Genomic DNA, 16,883 nt, shown 5'->3' with positions numbered 1-16,883 from the left:
CAGGCATGCCATTATTGACGAACCGCAATCAGATCGTCCCGTGCGGTTCGATGGGTTTTCTGCGGTGCGTGCGGGGTTACCGGGCAGGAACCTGGGGTCAAAAACAAGGTGTCTGACTTGAATGGCGCTTAGTTTAGCCCCTTGAAATCCTGGGCTCGTTCTTGGGCTCGTTCTTGGGACGACAGCGATTGCGGTGGGGGATCTCCTTGTATTGGCGGCGGTGGCATGTCAGCAACGGAAAGGGTTTGGGGCGCCTCTTGATCGCACGGGGTTCCCGACGGCCCGGACGATCGGGCACAAGGTCGTGGGCCAGGACTGCCAGGAGTTGGTCCTCCAGCCGCCGGCGCTGCTTCCGGTTCCGTGCCTGTGCCAAGGCTTCGCTGAAGCGACGAACCGCATCGACCGACCCCTTGAAGCTGATTCGCTCCAATTCAATGACGCAGTTAACAAGCCAGGCAGACCATTATTGACGAACCGCGACCAGATCGTCCCCTGCGGTTCGATCGGTTTTCTGCGGTGCGTGCGGGGTTACAGGGCAGGAACCTGGGGTCAATAACTAATACTAGGTGTCTGACTCATTTGTAGGCTCGCCATGCTAAGGATTCGGGGCAGGTCCGCCCTCAGCCGCCGGAAGCGTGGTGGGGCATGGGACGATCTTCCCTGTCTTCGTTTCCGGCCGGGGAGGATCGTTGGGCCACCAGCCATTCGAAGATCGGGGAGGCCATCAGGGTGGTGACCACCGCCATGATGACCAGGGTCGCGAAGAGGGAGGGGGAGATGATGCCGCGCTGGAGGCCGATATTGATGATGATCAGTTCCATCAGACCGCGGGCGTTCATGAGGGTTCCGATGCCGAGGGCCTCCCGGTTGGAGAGTCCGGTGAGCCGGGCGGCCAGCCAGCAGGCGACGCCCTTGCCGAGGATGGCGGCGAAGAGGACCAGGCCGGCCATGGCCCACAGGTAACTGGAATCGAGCAGGCCGATCTGGGTGTTGAGTCCCGAGTAGGTGAAGAAGAGGGGCAGGAGGAGGGCGACGGTGAGGGGCTGGATACGTTCGATCAGGGAGCGGGTGACGAGACCGCGTGGCATGGCGGTGCCCATGATGAAGGCGCCGAAGACGGCATGCAGACCGATGGCATCGGTGATCCACGCGCCGAGGGCCAGCAGGACGAGGCAGAAGACGAATTCGCGGTCGGACAGGAGGCCGCGCCGTTCGATGCCGCGGGCCCAGGCTTCGAGGAGGGGCCGGATCAGGAGGAGTGTGACGGCGACGTAGGCCGCGCCGAGGGCGATATTGCGGGCGGCCTGGGTGAAGTCGCCATCGAAGCTGGCGAGAACGACGGCGAGGAGGCACCAGGCCGCGGCGTCGTCGATGGCGCCTGCGCCGAGCGCGACGGTGCCCATGGTGGTTCCGGCGAGGCCCTTGAAATGGATGATTCGGGCGAGCATTGGGAACGCAGTGATGCACATCGACGCGCCGAGGAAGACGACCGCCTCGAAGAGGGTGGTGCGATCGGGGAAGAGGTCGGTGTGCCGGTGAAAGAACCATCCGAGGAGACCCCCGAGAACGAACGGGGCCGCCATGCCGGCCACCGACACGGCCATGGCGCTGTGGAAGCGGCGGCGGACGATGTCCACGCGGAACTCGAGTCCGACCACGAACATGTAGGCAGCGAGACCCAGTTGGGAGGCGGGAAACAGGACCTTCATCGACTCCTCGGGGAACAGGCGGGCGGAGGTGCCGGCGAAGAAGAGGCCGAGGAGGGAGGGGCCGAGGAGGACCCCGGCGATCATTTCGCCGACGACCTGGGGCTGGCCGAAATGCCGGGCGATCCAACCGACCGCCTGGCAGGCGGCGAGGATGACGGCGATCTGGAGGAAGAAGAGAACGGCGAGGTCGCCATGACTCATGGCCGGCATGGGTAGCAGGCGGGGGCTTATGATGGAAACAATACCTCGCTATCAGCGTGATGCCCTGCTGTTATCACTGGACGACACCGTGGATCTGCGTCATCTCCGATATTTCCAGGCCGTGGCCGAGGAACTGAGCTTTGTCCGGGCATCGCGCCGGCTGCGGATTGCGCAACCGGCTCTGAGCCGGGCGGTGCAGGATCTGGAGCGGGAATTGGGGGCCGCGGTGCTGGAGCGGTCGCGGCACCATGTCCGGCTCACCCCGGCGGGGGCGGTGCTGCTCCGGGAGGTGGCGGTGGTGGTCGAGCGGTTGGAGGAGGGGTTGAGAAGGGTGCGTCGAACGGCCTCGGGGGAGGAGGGGGAACTCCGATTGGGGTACATCGGGCCGCCCACGGAGCCGTTCCTGGGGCGGCTGCTGCATGCCTACCGGCAGCGGCACCCGAGGGTGGCCCTGCATTTGGAGGAACGGACCCCGGAGCGGGTCTGGGAGATGGTGTCGAAGACCCGGCTGTCGGTGGCGATGACGCGGCCGGTGACGGGTCATGAGTCGCTGGGGATGCGCACCGTCTTGTTGCGCGACGAGCGCCTGGGGGTGGTCCTGCGGGAGGATCATCCCCTTGCGGGGAGGTCTTCGATGGAATGGCGGGCGCTGGCGGAGGGACCCCTGATTGTGCTGGCGCGACGCGAGGGCATGGGGTTGCACGATGCGATTCTGGGGGCCTGCCGGGCGGCGGGGTTCCCTCCGCGCCTGGCGCATACCCCCAGCCTCATCGGGACCGTCCTTACCTACGTGGCGGCCGGGGCCGGGATGGGGATCGTGACGGAATCCGTCGGGGTCCGGGATCGGGCGCTGCGGTTTGTGCCGCTGCGTCCACGGCAGACCGTCCCCCTCGTGCTGGTGTGGCATGAGGACGAGGACACGCCGGCGGTGGTGCGCTTTCGGGAGTTGGTGGTGGCGTGGAAGGTGGCGGGCCGCCTCTGGCCGGACCCCAAGGGGAGGGCAGGGGAAGGGAAGACGACGGAGGCCGTTCCTGTGGGCGGTCCGGGGGAGGAGGCCTTGGAAGAGCGCTGAGTTGCCGGCGCCTGCCTGGAGTTCACGGGTCGGGGACCACCTGGACGGTGTGGACGCGGAGGCGCCAGTCGGGCCAGGAATCGCCGGTGATCAGTTCGCCGACGGTGGCGAACCCGAAACCGCACCCGGTGCCGTACACGCTGTCGGGCGAGACATTGAAGGTCCAGACCGAGCCGTCGGGCAGGGAACGTTCCTCGGACGTTTCCAGCCGGGTCCGGAGGGAAGCGGGAGGGGCGAGGAGCAGGGCGGGACTGTCGGCGGGTTGCCAGTGGCGGTACAGACCTCGACTGGCGAGGAGGCGGCGCATGACGGGACTGAGGGCGGCCGAATGCTGGTGGGCGCGGAAGACGGCGCGAAGGCGGTGGGCCGGTCCCCGGGCGCGATCGAACATGAGGCGGGCGGCCTCGTTGCCGTACACGAAGGCACGGGCGGGGTCGTGGGCAAACTGGGGTTCGGAGGGGAGCACGGTGAAGTCGTTCCAGAGGAAACCCAGGACGGACGGCGTGGTGGGACTGGTTGGCACGAAGTCCTTGAGGTGCTCCCGGAACTGGCGGCGGGTGGCGGCGGGCTGGCGGGCGAGCCAGTCGGGGTGTTCGGCCAGGAACCGGCTCTGATCGAGCTGGCGGATCCAGTGGAAGGCAACGGGATCGGGGGCGTCCAGCAGCGGGGCAGGCTGGTAGCCGGGTTCGAGTCCGCCGTGGTTGCACTGGATGACGTCGGGGCCGCCGGCGAGGTAAAGGACGGCGGGGAGAAAGTCGTAGAGGCGCACCACGCGGCGTGGATCGACGGAGCGGCCGAATTTGGCGGCGAGTTCGGCCAGGAATCCGTAACGGGCGACCAGGTTGAGGTCTTCGTGATTGCCCCGGACGAGGACGACCTGCTCGGGATTGGCGAGCTGCAACCGCATGAGGGTGTAGAGCACCTCGACGCCGTGCATGCCGCGGTCGGTGTAGTCGCCCAGGAAGACCATCCGCACTTCCGGGCGGACGATGCGAAATCCGTCGAGGTGCCCCTCCGCCTGGAAGTGGTCGAGGCAGGCCAGGAGCGAGTGAATGTCGCCGTGCAGGTCACCTTGGATCAGGAGCCGGGAGCCGGGTGGGACGCGCAGCCGGCGGGCGAACGGGACGAAGGGGGTGTCGGATTGGAGGTAGTACGCGGCGTTGGGGTCGAGGAAGGAAGGAGGAGGGGGACCGTCGAGCCAGGCATCGGCCTGGGCCAGGGGGCCGGACCGGAACAGGTCGAGGAGTTCGTCGAGGGCGCGGTTGAATTCGGCCGGCGATCGAAGGGGGAGGAGGTGGCGGGGGGCGAGGCGCTGTCCGAGTTGACGATTGGTGGGCAGTTCGCGGCAGGCGGCGCGCCAGGCGGCGTAGTCGGGCGGCGGCGTGGCGGCTGGGGCCGCGGAAGGCCAGGCGAGCGGGACGAGGGCGAGGACGAGTGCCAGGATCAAGGGGCCAGCCTGGGGGCCGATGCGGGACGTCTTGCATCCACGGAGTTCGGCGCGCTCGGGTGATGGCGGGCGCTGGACGCAGGAAGGCGACGGCCCAAGGAGTGACGCACGAAGGTCGGCGGGCATGACGGGTTTCAAGGTTGTCACAATGGCCCTGCTGCTGGCGAGCGGTAGCGGCGCTACCGGGGCCCGGGCGGTGCATCCCGGAGTTGTGGGGAGAGGTGCGAACTCCGCCAAACGGCGCTTCGGAGGGCCGAGTTCCATGAGGCCGCAACGGTGTGGAGCGTTGGGACGAGGACTCGCGGAGCTCGTCCCTCCGGTTCGCTGGCTCGGTACCGACAACTTGGGGATGCACTGTTCCATCCGGCCGGCGGGGAAACGGTTTGATGCCCCGGGCCGGGTCGGCGATGGTGCCCGGGTCAGCCGATGAAACCCCAGGTCAAGATTGGATTGTATGTCGTCACCGCACTCGGGACGCTGGTGTTCGGGATTCTCTTCTTCAACGCGTGGCGTGGGATGGGCGAACCGGCACCAAGGACGCCGTCAGTGGCGCCGTCCGTGACGCCGGAGAGGGAGGTGGTGCCGATGGAGGGTTCCGGGGTGATGACCGGACGGGGGTTGGGTCGGATGATCGGCTGGGGACTATTGGCGGTGGTTTCGGTGGTGGGGTTGGGGGCGTTGGCGGCCTACGACATCACCCAGTACACCGCGAACCGGACTGGGGAGGCGTTGTTCGATGACGAGGGGGAGGAGATTGGTGAGAGCACCTACGAGCAGGTGGAGAAGGCGTATGGCGAGGGCGATTATCTGGAGGCGATCCGGTTGCTGCGGGAGTTCATCAGGGAGAAGCCGCAGGCCGTGCACGGGCAGATCCGCATTGCGGAGATCTACGAGAAGGATCTGAACAATCCCCTGGCGGCGGCCCTGGAGTACGAGGAGGTGTTGCAGCGCACCTTCGATCCGGAGCGGAAGTCCTGGACAGCGATTCACCTGGTGAACCTTTACAACCGCCTGAACAAGCCGCAGCAGGCCGTGGCGCTGATGCAGCGGGTGGTGGCGGAGTTCCCCGAAACGCCGGCGGCGGCCAAGGCCCGCGATCGTCTGGAAGCCTCCGGCATCGAGTTGACCGGATCGGCGGAAGCGCCGGAGGGTGGCGGCGGTCATCCTCCGGATCCGGAACCGCCCTCGAATCTTCCCCCTGGATTCAGGCCGCGGGGGGGGTGAGGGGCGGGCCGGTCCCGGTGGTTTCCGTTCCGACAACGTCGGCGCCACCGTTCGTCCCGGCGTCCTGAAGGGATTCCCAGCGATCCTTGCGGACGCCACGCCAGGCAGCCGGATGCTCCCGCCTCGACCAGGTATGCTGGCGGACGCCATCCCCATCGCAGCGGGTGGCGTGGGCATGGGCCTTGTCCCATCCGGGGCGCCCGAGCAGGCGCCAGGCCCCGCGCGGCAGGGGAGGGGGCGGACGGCGGTCCAGAACGAGATAGCTGAGCGGGACACTGCGCAGATCGATGCCGAGTCGTTGACCGAACCGGGCCCAGAACGGGTCGGTGAACACCCCGGGCGGCGGTGTGGCAAAATGGTGGCACCAGTCGGATTCCCGCCCGGGGGCCAGCAACCCGCAGGGACGGGCATGCACGCACGGCGCGACCGGATGAAACATGGGGGTGAGGCGTTCCCGAACGGCGACGAGCGTGCGCGCGACCGGTGGCGTGCCCGGTTCGATCCAGAGGATGGCGTCCGCCCGGGTGAGCGTCGCGACCAGCGCCTCAACCTGGCCGGACGTCAGTTCGGTGAGGACATGACTGACCAGGGCGACAGCCATGCCGGGAGGATTCGAGCTGGTGCGGACCGTCAATCCGGGAAAGCGCGTCCGGGCCCGGGTCGAGGCGTATTCGAGGGCTCCTGGGGATCGATCGTGAAGCCACAGCACGCGTTGCGGGTCGGTGCCGTGCCGTTCGAGGAAGACCCGCCCGGCGATGCCGGTGCCACAGCCCCAATCCAGGACGTCGCCCCCGGGGGGGATCCAGCCGCGCCGGGCGAGGTCGTCGAGGACGAACGCCCATTTCCAACCGATGCGCTGGGCGAAGGTGGCGTCGTAACCCGCCAGTTCGGCGTCACTGCTCCAGTAGTCGTGATGGCCGGCGGTGCCGGAGAGGAACCGTTCGCGCAGGCGATCGAGGGTGGCCCAGTCGGGGGCGGGATCCGGTGTCGTCATGGGCAGGGGGTCAGGAGGATCCGCCGAGGGAATTGTCCGGGAGTTCTCTTCCGGGGAGGACTTTTCAGGGCGCCACGCTTCGCCGTAGCCATGCAACAAGGTCGGGCGCGCTGGCTTGATTTTTTCGGATCAGGGGGCCTCCCCAGGATCCTCCCGAAATCCCTCCGCGCGAGCCAGCAGGGGATCGAGGGCGTGGTTCTGAACTCCGAGGAAGGTCTTGAGCGAAAGGATCTGCTGGCGGAGGGCGGGTTCCTGGAACGGGGTGGACTGGCGGACACCGGCAAGGAGGAGGTTTTTCGGGGTGTGTTCCGAGGCGACGAACTCGATGGCTTTCACGCGGTACCCGGCCCATTCGAGGAACAGGGCGCGCAATCCGTCGGTGGCCCATTCGGCGAAGCGTTCGGCCATGATGCCGTGGCGCAGGATGGGCGCGAGGGGTTCGGGGCGGCCCAGTTGGGGACGGAGTTCCCGATGGCAGCAGGGGGAGACGATGAGGAGGCGGGCGCCAAGGTCGATGCCGCGCCGGATCGCGTCGTCGGTGGCGGTGTTGCAGGCGTGGAGGGCGATCAGGATGTCGAGAGGGGGAAGGACGGCGCCGGCGATGTCGCCCTCGATGAATTGAAGGCCGGTGAGATCGAGGCGCCGGGCGGTGGCGTTGGCGTCATGGACGAGTTCGGGACGCGCTTCCACGCCGAGCACTTCTGCCGGGAAGGCGCGCTGACGTCGGAGCAGGTGCCAGGCGGCGAAGGTGAGGTAGCCGCGGCCGCAGCCCATGTCGGCGACGCGCAGCGGAGCGCCGGCGTGCCAGCCGGCATCGCGGACCAGGTGATCGAGGATCTCGGTGTAGCGGAGGATCTGGCGGTGTTTGTCGGCGCGGCTGGGCAGGACCCTGCCGTCGGCATGGGTCAGGCCGAGGGCGTGGAGCCAGTCGTTTGCGGTGGTGTCGAGGGAGCGGTGCCGGGGGCGGTCGTGCGTGGCGGGCGGCACGGGGCGGGGCGGGGCCTTGTGGGCGACGAGGCGCGGGGGCCGTCCGGGTGCCAGCGAGAGTTGCCAGTCGCGGCGGGTGGTTTCGAGCAGGGCCGCCCGGAAGCGGCCCGCCAGTTCCCCCGCCACCCACGCGGGGAAGGCGTCGGGGGGGAAATTGCGGGTGCTGTCCCGGGTCGGTTCGCGAAGGGTCACCGACAGCGCGGCCTCCCCCCTCAATTGAATGGGCCGCGCCTCGGTCCGGACCAGCGGGGTGAGCGCCGGGTCGGGGCGGGAGAGGACCAGGCGGACGAAGGTCTCCTCCGCGAGGGCGTCGCGGACCCGGTCGAGGAAGCGGTCTGCCGGCGACCCGGGCGATGCGGATGCCAATGGGCCGCCGGCTTCGGGGTTCGCTGGGGGGGGCGTCACGATCCGGGTCCGGTCAACGCGGGGCGACCACCTGGACCAGCAGGTCGTTCATGCGTTGGAGGAGGGCCTGGGGATCTTCGAGGAGGCCGGCACCGAGGCGGGCGCTGTCGAACAACTGCTCGGCGACCTTGGCGGCGAGGGGGGCGTTGGAGTGGCGGAGCGACTCGAGGCCGACGATGACGGGATGGCGGGGATTGATTTCGAAGTCGAGTCTGGCGGCGGGGGCATCGGCTTCGGGCTTCATGGCGCGCATCAGGCGCCGCATCGAGGAGGTCATGCCCTCGTCGCTTTCGAGGACCACCGCGGGGCTGTCCACCAGGCGGCGGGAGGTGCGGACCTCACCGACGCGGTCGCCGAGGGATTCCTTGACGAAGTTGCCAAGGAGCCGGGCGGTGTCGTCATCGAGGCCGCCCTCGGCTGGGGGATCGAGTTTGAGGTCGGCCTTCTCGGCGGACTTGAGGGGTTTGCCGCCGAACTCGTGGAGATGCTCGAAGACGAATTCGTCGACGGGTTCGAAGGTGAAGAGGACCTCATGGCCGAGGGCCTTGAAGGCCTCGAAGTAGGGGCTGGCCTCGGCGGCGGCGCGGTTGGGGGCGCTGAGGTGGAAGATCTCCTGCTGGCCGTCCTTCATGCGGGACACGTAGTCGCCGAGGGAGGTGGTCTGGCCGGCGGGGGTGAAGGAGGACTCGAAGCGGAGAAGTTTGGCGAGGGCCTCGCGGTGTTCGAAGTCGGTGATGACGCCCTCCTTGAGGAAGCGGCTGTGGGCGGCATAGACCTTGGCGAAGGTTTCGGGCTCCTTTTCGGAGAGTTCGGCGAGGAACTTGAGGAAGCGCGCGGTGAGGACGCGGTTGAGTTTCCGGAGCAGGGCGCTGTCCTGCATGGTCTCGCGGGAGATGTTGAGGGGCAGATCGTCGGAATCGACCACGCCCTTGAGGAACCGGAGCCAGTCGGGGAAGAGGTCCTTGGCCTTGGCCTGGATGAGGACCTTGCGGCAATGGAGGTTGACCTCGGACTCCGACTTGCCGAGGCCCATGGTTTCGAGGTTGCGGCCGGGGATGAACAGGAGGGCCTGGATGGCGAGGGGGGCGTCGGCGTTGAAGTGCAGTCGTGCGAGGGGCGGTTCGGGGTCGTGCCCGATGAACTCGTAGAACTCCTTGTACTCCTCCTCCTTGATCTCCGATTTCGGGCGCGCCCAGAGGGCTTGAACGGTGTTGATGGGGCTGTCGTTCAGCTTGATGGGGAAGGGGACGAAGTTGGAGTAGCGCTTGATGGTGCGCTGGACCTGCCAGTTTTCGGCGAACTCCTTGGCGTCCTCCTTGAGGTGGAGGACCACGCGGGTGCCGCGGGGCAGTTCCCCGGCCGGTTCGATATCGTAACCGCCTGCTCCGTCCGAGACCCAGCGCCAGCCGGAGGCGTCGGGGGCATGGCCGCGGGTCAGGACCTCGACCTTCGACGCCACCATGAACGCCGAGTAGAAGCCGACGCCGAACTGGCCGATGAGGTTGAGGGCGGGCTTCTCCCTGGCCTCGGCCAGCTTCTGGAAGAACGCCTTCGAACCCGAATGGGCGATGGTGCCGAGGTTTTCGACCAGTTCGTCCCGGGTCATGCCCACCCCGGCGTCGGCGATGGTCAGGGTCCGGGCCTGGTCGTCGGTGGTGAGATGGATTTCGAGGGGCCGTTCCGGTTCATGCACGACCTGCCCGGAGGTTTGAAGGAAGCGGATTTTTTCGAGGGCGTCCGACGCATTGGACAGCAATTCCCGGAGGAAGATCTCGCGGTCGGTGTAGAGGGAATGAATGACGATGTCGAGGACCCGCTGGATTTCGGCCTGGAACGTATGATGCTCGCTCTGACTCATGGGCGATGGACCTACGGAAACGGCGTTCGGCGGTCAAGTCTTGGGGTGGTGCATTCCTGGGTTATGGGTGAGGAGGCAACGCTTCGGAGGCGATGAATCGGAGGGACGAGCTCCGCGAGTCCTCAATCCAATGCACCACTCCCTTGCGGCCTCGTGGAACTCGGCCCTCCGAATACATCCCCCGCTTCGCTGCCTGCGATTTACGGCCTCCTCACCCAGAACTCCGGGATGCACCGATAACGAACTTGTCAGGGTTGTGTCACGGGGCCTAGCGTGCGCGCCGCCGCGCCGAGGGTGGCGGACAACTGCTTGAAACGACCGATTCACGTTCTGGGTGCGGGGGGCATTGGGGTGGCTCTGGGCTGGTCGCTGGCGCGGGCGGGTTGCGAGGTGCTGATGGTGGAGGCGCTTCTCGAGAAGGTGGCGGCCGGGCGGTCGGCGGGCATCGAGGTGGTGGGGAGGCCGGCGGCGCAGATCGAGATTATCCGGTTCGAGCATTGGGAGCCTTCGGACGAGGTGGTGACGCTGCTGTGCACGAAGACCTACGACAATGCGGCGGTGCTGGCGCGGCTGGGGGACGGGATGCGCCTGGTGCCGGTGCAGAACGGGTTCGATCCTGAGCTGGATCGGTGGGGACATGCGGGGGAGGGGATTGCGTCGTTTGTCTCCGAGTGCGAGCGGGACCGTCCGGTCACACGGATCACGCGGGCGGGGAGCCTCCATTTGGGGCCGCGCCGGGGGATGACCGGAGAGGAGCGGGCGGACCTGATGGAACTGGCGGAGGTGCTGGAGGCCGGGGAGCTGTTCCGGGTGGAGTGGGTGGAGGATATCCGGCCGTACAAGGCGACCAAGCTGATGTATAACGCAGCCGTTTCACCGCTGGCGGCGGCGGCGGGGGTGGACAACGGGGAACTGCTGAGGGACCGGCTGGCGCGGCGGTTGTTTTTTGCGTTGCTGCGGGAGAACTACGGGATTCTCAAACACGCCCGGATTCCGCTGGCGCGGATCGGGCCATTTCACCCGGACACCGTTTCCCGGATCCTGGGGACGCCGGGGTTGCCGGAGCTGATGGGGCATTTTTTCCGGCCTTCGTTGCGGGGGACGTATTGCTCGATGGCGCCGGACATGGCCGGGGAGCAGACGGAGGTTCAGGCGTACAACGGGCATCTCATTCGGCTTGCTGGGGACTTTCCGTGTCCGCTGAATCGCGCCGTCTTGAGCGTGGTGGAGACCATCATTCGGGAGCGGTTGCGTCCGGCGCGGGAGCGGTTGCTGGCGGTGGAGGCGTTGTGGCGTGGGGGGGGCGGCGGATGAATCTGGTCACGGGCGGGGCGGGGTTCATTGGATCGCATCTGGTGGGGCAGTTGGTGGAAGCGGGCCGGCCGGTGCGGGTTCTGGAACGGCACCGGGCTCCCGTGGATCACCTGCCGCTGGACCGGATTGAACTGGTCCGGGGTGACATTCGCGACGAGCGATCGGTGCGGGAGGCGACGCGGGGTTGCGAGTACGTGTATCACCTGGCCGCGGATCCGAACCTGTGGCGGCGGGAGCGAGACGGGTTTGAGGCGGTGAACCATGTGGGCGCGGTGCAGGTGATGCGGGCGGCGCTGGAGAACGGGGCGCGACGGGTCCTGCACACCAGCACGGAGAGCATTCTGACGTCGCCTGAATTCGAGGGCGGTCCGGTCGAGACGGTCCGGTTCCGGGAGAAGGACATGCTGGGGCCGTACTGCCGGAGCAAGTATCGCGCAGAGGAGGCGGCGTTCCGGCTGGCAGCCGAGGGGGCGCCGGTGGTGGTGGTGAGTCCGACGCTTCCGGTGGGGCCGGGCGACCGGCATCAGACGCCGCCGACCCGGATGAGTGTGGCGTTCTGCCGGGGGGAACTTCCGGCCTACCTGGAATGCCGCTTCAACCTGGTCGATGCGCGCGACGTGGCGCGGGGGATGATCCTGGCGATGGATCGGGGTCGGACCGGGATCCGGTATCTGCTCGGTGGCGAGAATTACCGGTTGACCGACTGGCTGCGAATTCTCGGGGAGGAGGTGGGTCGTTCGCTCCCCAAGTGGAAGGTTCCCTACGCGGTGGCGCTGATGGCGGCGTGGGGCAGCGAGTGGTGGGCGAACCAGGTGACGGGAAAAATGCCGATGGCAACGGTGACGGGGGTACGCCTGACGCGGCGCTGCATGCAGTTCGATCCCTCGGCCAGCCTGGCCGAACTCGGGTTGGAGCCGCGTCCGATCCGGGAGTCGGCGCGGGACGCGGTGGCCTGGTATCGGCAGTTGGGGTGGGTTTGAGGGCTGAAACCTGAGACCGGAAACCTGAACCTGAAGCCTGAAGCCTGAAGCCTGAAGCCTGAAGCCTGAAGCCTGAGGGCTGGGGGCGTGGAGGTGACGCGGGGTGCGCGACGTTGACGCGAGAGGGGGTGCTGAATGGCCGAGAGGGAAGGCTCTTGCGGGGGATGCACGGGGTGGATTCGGCTGGAATGGGTGGTGCTATCCGTGTTCCAGGACTTATGAGCACCAAGACGAGATATGTATTGGGTGGGGTTGGGATGGGGGTGATCGCACTGGCTTTGGTGGTGGTAGGGATGGCCGTGGGGACCGGCCGTGAGTCGGGAACCCTCCACGCCGTCCGGTGGATGGAGGCCGTGAAAGCTTACGGCGAATCGATGCGCCAGGAAGGACAGGAGGTTCCCGCCGAGGTGACGCTGTCCGAATTGATCCGAAGGGGCTTCCTTTCGGAGTCGGACGCGGGGGATCTGCTGGGGATGGAGGTGACATTGCGCATCCATGTCGATGAGACCCAGCCGGGTGAGGTCCTGGCCAAGGTGGTACTTCCGGACGGCAGCACTGTGGTGGCACTGGGGGATGGCAGTGTGCAGCCGATGCGGCGTTGATGGGACCTCGCCAACAACGACGTCGTCCAAAGGCCCCAGCGGAGGAAATTGCAGCCGGTGCATCAATCGGCTGGCACCATCCAGCCCCACGGCAGCGTCAGGATGCCGGTGTCCAGCGGGCGGATCGGATCCCGGTGTCGTGCTAACTGCTGAGGGCGAGCTGGAGGGAGCGGAGTTCCTCGTCCACGAGGGCCGGGTCGGCGAGGGTTTGGGCGATTTCATCCCGGAGCAGATCGCGGTACCGGCGGCGGAGGCGATGGACGGCGACGCGGAGGGCGCCTTCGTCGAGGCCGAGTTCCCGGGCGGCTTCGGCGTAGGTCCGGCCTTCGGCGCCGAAGGTGAGGAAGCCCTTGGCGTGCTGGAAGAGGCGATCCCTGTCTTCGGAGGCGCATTCGGCTTCGAGGCGGTTCACGACGCGCTGGAGTAGGGCGAGGGCCCAGGCGCGGTCGAAGAGGGGTTCGGGCGGGGTGGGGTCGGGCGGTTCGAGATGGTAGCGACCTTCGGCATCCTGCCAGTCGAGGGAGAGATGGGGGATGCCGCCGCCGCGTTTCTGGCGCTGGGAGCGGTCCCATTCGTTGGCGAGGAAATGCTTGAGGGAGGCGAGGAGAAAGGCCCGGAAACGTCCGCGTTGGGCGTCGAGTCCATCGAGGTCGTTCCGTTCGAGGAAGCGGGCGAAGAACGCCTGGACGAGATCTTCGGCGTCCTCGCGGGAACGGCCCTGGCGTCGGACATAGGCGTAGAGGGGGTACCAGTAGGCGCTGCACAGTTCGGCCAGGGCCTGGTCGGACTGGGGGGAGGATTTCCGGCCGGCGGAGAGCACCAGGGTCCAGCGGGTGGTGGCGAAGCAGTCGGCCCGCGGGCGGGCGTCTTGAGCGGAATCGTTCATGGGAGGGGGCGTCGGAGAGCGGGGCGGATCAGGGGCGGACGGGATCCAGCCGGATGTTCTCGAAGCGGAACCAGTGGATGGGTCGCACCTGGACCTGGAATTCGCGGATGCGGGCCAGCGGCAGATCGCGAAAGGCGAAGGTCCAGACTTCACCATCGGTGGCGGGGGTGCCGTCGCCGTCGGTGTAGGGATGGGGGGTTCCCTCATGATCGAGGGCGACGACGCGGGTTTTCCAGCGTTGATCGTCGGTCGCCAGGAGCACGGTGATCTGGGCGGAACCGTTCGACTCGGTGGCGCGGTGGACGGCGGCGGTCCAGCGGGGATGGCCGGGGTGCCGGAACTGGGTGCTGGAACGTTCTTCGGGGAGGTGGGTGGTGATGGTGTTCCAGGGGCCGAAATCGAGTCCGACGCGGAGCGTGGTGGACCGTAGCGAAGGGGGAAAGGCGGCGACCAGCGGCCAGGCGCCGTCGATGGGGCCTTCGGGTCCGAAGACGGTTCCACCGCCGGAGTGGGGGGCGGGAGGATCGAAGGTGAAACGGGTTCCGGACGCCCCCTGGGGGAGGTCCATGAGGCGCAGGACGAACTGGCGGGTGCGGGCTTCGAATTCCGTGAAGACGGTGCCGGCGGGGGAGAGGACGAAGTGCTGGTTTTCGAGGGGCGTGCCTTGGAGGCTCCACCAGCGGTCGTCGGAGGAACCGCCTTCGCCAATGGCGAGGAGTTCGACGGTGCCGCCACCGGGGACCGGGGCGACATGGGTTCCCCGGGCGGGGTCGGCGTGGGCGGGAACCTCTCGAACGGTATTGGGCGAGTTCCGTTGAAGGAGAGGATTGATGACATCGCGCTTGAGGAAGTGGAGACCGACGATGGCCAGCGCGAGTGCGGCCCAACCGGCGAGATTGCGGGCGGACAGGGCGGGTCGTTCGGGGGGCAGGATCCGGGTGCCCTGAGCGGTGAGGACGGTTGGGGGATCGGGCCGGCGGAGGGTGTGTCGGATTCCAAGGACGATGGTTGCGACAGCGAGCAAGGCGGCGGTGCGCGGCATCGTGTGGGGAACGCCGGTCGCGAGGTGAATGGCGGCGAGCGCGACGGCGCTTGCCCCGAGGGCTGTGGCGAGGGCGGTGAGCGCGCCGGAAAAGGAGACTTCCCGTTCGCCGTCCCGCTCGATCACCACGGGGATTCCGGCCCAGTGGAGTGTCCGAGGCGGGGTGGGTGAGGATGGACCGGGCGATTCGGCGGCCGGGGGGGCACTGGCGTGGGAACCTGCGCCGGGGCTGGGTGTGCCGGCCATGGTGGAGAGCTGGGTCTTGACCTCGCCGGCGCGCTGGTAGCGGCGTTCCGGATCGTTTTCGAGGGTGCGGAGGACGATTTCGTCGAGGCGGACATCGACTTCGACCTTGCGGGACGGGGGCGGGAATTTCCCGAGGGGCAGGTCACCGGTCAGCATTTCGTAGAACACCACGCCGAGGGAGTAGATGTCGGCGCGATGATCGACGGTGAGGGGGCGTTCGACCTGCTCAGGGGCCATGTAATGGGGCGTGCCCATCACCTGTCCGTCGGCCGTGAGGCGGGCTGCCGAGGTGTCGGTGTCGAGAATCCGGGCGAGACCGAAGTCGGCGATCTTCACGCGGCCGCGGCGGTCCACGAGGATGTTCTCGGGTTTGATGTCGCGGTGGACGACGCCTTCGTCATGGGCGTACTGGAGGGCGTCGCAGATCTGGGGGACGATCTGAAGGGCTTCGCGGGGGGAAAGGCGGCCGGCCTGCTGCAGTTGGCGGAGGTTGGTGCCATCGACGTACTCCATGATGAAGTAGTGGAGGCCCTGGGTCTGGCCGAACTCGTGAACGGCGACGATGTGGGGATGGCTGAGGCGGGCGAGGGCGCGGGCTTCCCGATTGAAGCGCTCCGTGAATTGGGGGGCGTCGGGGCCACCGCGGGGGAGGATCTTGAGGGCCACCAGGCGGTCGAGGGCGGGTTGGCGGGCCTGATAGACCGCGCCCATGCCGCCGGCACCGAGTGGACGGAGGATTTCGAGGTTGGGAAAGAGGGCGGCAATTTCTTCGAGGTGAAACCTGAAACCTGAAGGCTGGGACCTGAAACCTGAAGGCTGAGGCCTGAGGCCTGAGGGCTGGGACCTGGAGGCGGAGGGGGGTTCGGCGCCACCGGCGAGGAGGCAGCGGGGACAGAGGCCGGCCGGGGCGGCGGCGGGGACGGGCTGGCCGCAGGTGGGGCAGGGCCGGTTCGGATTCACGGGTGTGTTCATGGACAGGATTGAGCTTCCTGCCGGGCCTCAGAAGCATTTTTCGGAGGGCGTTACGGGAAAAACTGAAGGATGAGGCCTGAGGCCTGAAACCTGAAACCTGAGACCTGAGACCGGAAACCTGAGACCGGAGACCTGTGGGAGAGGATGGAGTTGGAGGACAGTTATGAGGGGAGGAAGAGCGACCTGCGGGCTCGGACGAAAGGGTTTGCAGGGGGGGTGATCCGGTTGTTCAGGGAGCTGCTGTAGAGCGGGTGGAGGTGGTGGTGATCGGGAGGCAATGGCTCCGGTCTGGGACTTCTGTGGCGGCGAATTATTGGGAGGCGTCGCGGGCACGATCCGATGCCGAGTTCAAATGGAGTTCAGGAATAGGCGGATCATACGCGGAGACGCCAAGACGCGAAGGGAGACCGGCATAGTTCGCAGCGCCCATCATGTGGCGGTGATGACTCGCGGAGCTCGTCCCTCCGATTGGCTGCCTCGTCACCTGCAATTCCGGGATGCGCCGGAGGGCGGAGGGGTGGGACCGCGGATGTCCCATGGGGTGTGGGAGGATGGGGGCATGGAAACGATATTCTGTCGGTTGGGGGATCCGGTGTGGGTCTGCGAGCGGGAGCGGTATCCGCTGCCGCGGGGATTGCGGGCGGGGCAGCAGGTGACGGTGCTGGGGTTTCTGCCGGCGCAACGGATGGTGGGGGCGGGCGGACGGCGGTTTGTGGTGTCGATGTCGAACATCCGGTGTTCGGAGGTTCGCTCCGGCGATGAGGGCGGGGAGGGGGTTGAGATGGGGGATGGGGAGGGGATGGGGAGGGGATGGGCGTTGGGGGACCGGGGGAGGAGGAGGCGATTTAATACGTACAGGTAGCATTTGCGGTTGCGGTTGGGATCGGGCCGGGCACATTCGGCGGGTCGGTGCGCGGCCGGGGGTCGGTGGCGCCCGGGCAAGG

General features: G+C 67.5%; 14 protein-coding genes. 7 read left to right on the top strand and 7 right to left on the bottom strand.

Features of this window, described 5'->3' with window-relative positions; genetic code table 11:
- Nucleotides 1-620: 620 nt before the first annotated feature.
- Nucleotides 621-1,910, bottom strand: a complete 1,290-nt coding sequence (locus tag KF833_00315) for a cation:proton antiporter (protein MBX3743728.1) — start codon at nucleotides 1,908-1,910, stop codon at nucleotides 621-623.
- Between the two features lie 88 nt (nucleotides 1,911-1,998).
- On the opposite strand from KF833_00315, the gene KF833_00310 reads away from it, so the two are divergent.
- Nucleotides 1,999-2,982 (top strand): LysR family transcriptional regulator, encoded by a 984-nt coding sequence (locus tag KF833_00310; GenBank protein MBX3743727.1) that lies wholly within the window; start codon nucleotides 1,999-2,001, stop codon nucleotides 2,980-2,982.
- Between the two features lie 22 nt (nucleotides 2,983-3,004).
- Here the strand turns inward: KF833_00310 and KF833_00305 are convergent, their stop codons facing one another.
- Complete coding sequence (locus KF833_00305; protein ID MBX3743726.1) at nucleotides 3,005-4,429, bottom strand: serine/threonine protein phosphatase; 1,425 nt, start codon at nucleotides 4,427-4,429, stop codon at nucleotides 3,005-3,007.
- A gap of 426 nt (nucleotides 4,430-4,855) precedes the next feature.
- On the opposite strand from KF833_00305, the gene KF833_00300 reads away from it, so the two are divergent.
- Nucleotides 4,856-5,653: a tetratricopeptide repeat protein gene (locus KF833_00300; GenBank protein MBX3743725.1), complete on the top strand. Its 798-nt coding sequence runs from the start codon at nucleotides 4,856-4,858 to the stop codon at nucleotides 5,651-5,653.
- On the opposite strand, the gene KF833_00295 is transcribed toward KF833_00300, so the two are convergent.
- The 3 genes from KF833_00295 to htpG form a co-directional block, all read right to left on the bottom strand.
- Nucleotides 5,634-6,647 (bottom strand): hypothetical protein, encoded by a 1,014-nt coding sequence (locus tag KF833_00295; protein MBX3743724.1) that lies wholly within the window; start codon nucleotides 6,645-6,647, stop codon nucleotides 5,634-5,636. The two genes, KF833_00300 and KF833_00295, sit on opposite strands and share 20 nt — an antisense overlap.
- Nucleotides 6,648-6,776: 129 nt before the next feature.
- Complete coding sequence (locus tag KF833_00290; protein ID MBX3743723.1) at nucleotides 6,777-8,039, bottom strand: SAM-dependent methyltransferase; 1,263 nt, start codon at nucleotides 8,037-8,039, stop codon at nucleotides 6,777-6,779.
- A gap of 13 nt (nucleotides 8,040-8,052) precedes the next feature.
- On the bottom strand, nucleotides 8,053-9,897 hold the full coding sequence (gene htpG, locus KF833_00285; GenBank protein MBX3743722.1) for a molecular chaperone HtpG: 1,845 nt from the start codon (nucleotides 9,895-9,897) through the stop codon (nucleotides 8,053-8,055).
- 294 nt (nucleotides 9,898-10,191) lie between these two features.
- On the opposite strand from htpG, the gene KF833_00280 reads away from it, so the two are divergent.
- The 3 genes from KF833_00280 to KF833_00270 all read left to right on the top strand — a co-directional run bounded on the left by KF833_00280 (nucleotide 10,192) and on the right by KF833_00270 (nucleotide 12,793).
- The gene (locus KF833_00280) at nucleotides 10,192-11,211 is read left to right on the top strand and encodes a ketopantoate reductase family protein (GenBank protein ID MBX3743721.1); all 1,020 of its coding nucleotides are present in this window, start codon (nucleotides 10,192-10,194) and stop codon (nucleotides 11,209-11,211) included.
- Nucleotides 11,208-12,191 (top strand): NAD-dependent epimerase/dehydratase family protein, encoded by a 984-nt coding sequence (locus tag KF833_00275; GenBank protein MBX3743720.1) that lies wholly within the window; start codon nucleotides 11,208-11,210, stop codon nucleotides 12,189-12,191. Before KF833_00280 ends, KF833_00275 begins: the two co-directional genes overlap by 4 nt.
- 218 nt (nucleotides 12,192-12,409) lie before the next feature.
- On the top strand, nucleotides 12,410-12,793 hold the full coding sequence (locus tag KF833_00270; protein MBX3743719.1) for a hypothetical protein: 384 nt from the start codon (nucleotides 12,410-12,412) through the stop codon (nucleotides 12,791-12,793).
- Between the two features lie 142 nt (nucleotides 12,794-12,935).
- Here the strand turns inward: KF833_00270 and KF833_00265 are convergent, their stop codons facing one another.
- Entirely contained in the window at nucleotides 12,936-13,679 is a 744-nt protein-coding gene (locus tag KF833_00265) for a sigma-70 family RNA polymerase sigma factor (GenBank protein ID MBX3743718.1), read from the bottom strand.
- A 28-nt stretch (nucleotides 13,680-13,707) separates the two neighbouring features.
- Nucleotides 13,708-15,939, bottom strand: coding sequence for a serine/threonine protein kinase (locus KF833_00260; protein MBX3743717.1), 2,232 nt, complete (start codon nucleotides 15,937-15,939; stop codon nucleotides 13,708-13,710).
- Between the two features lie 251 nt (nucleotides 15,940-16,190).
- Here KF833_00260 and KF833_00255 point away from each other — a divergent pair, with 251 nt between their 5' ends.
- Nucleotides 16,191-16,355: a four helix bundle protein gene (locus KF833_00255; protein ID MBX3743716.1), complete on the top strand. Its 165-nt coding sequence runs from the start codon at nucleotides 16,191-16,193 to the stop codon at nucleotides 16,353-16,355.
- Nucleotides 16,356-16,498: 143 nt separating this feature from the next.
- A complete protein-coding gene (locus KF833_00250; protein ID MBX3743715.1) occupies nucleotides 16,499-16,801 on the top strand; it encodes a hypothetical protein in 303 nt (100 codons plus the stop codon).
- The last annotated feature ends 82 nt before the right edge of the window (nucleotides 16,802-16,883 follow it).

It is taken from the genome of Verrucomicrobiia bacterium (genome assembly GCA_019634625.1).
In the GTDB taxonomy this organism is placed as follows: domain Bacteria; phylum Verrucomicrobiota; class Verrucomicrobiia; order Limisphaerales; family CAIMTB01; genus CAIMTB01.
Note: the sequence above shows the minus strand (reverse complement) of the source record. Positions and strands in the feature narration are given on the sequence as shown.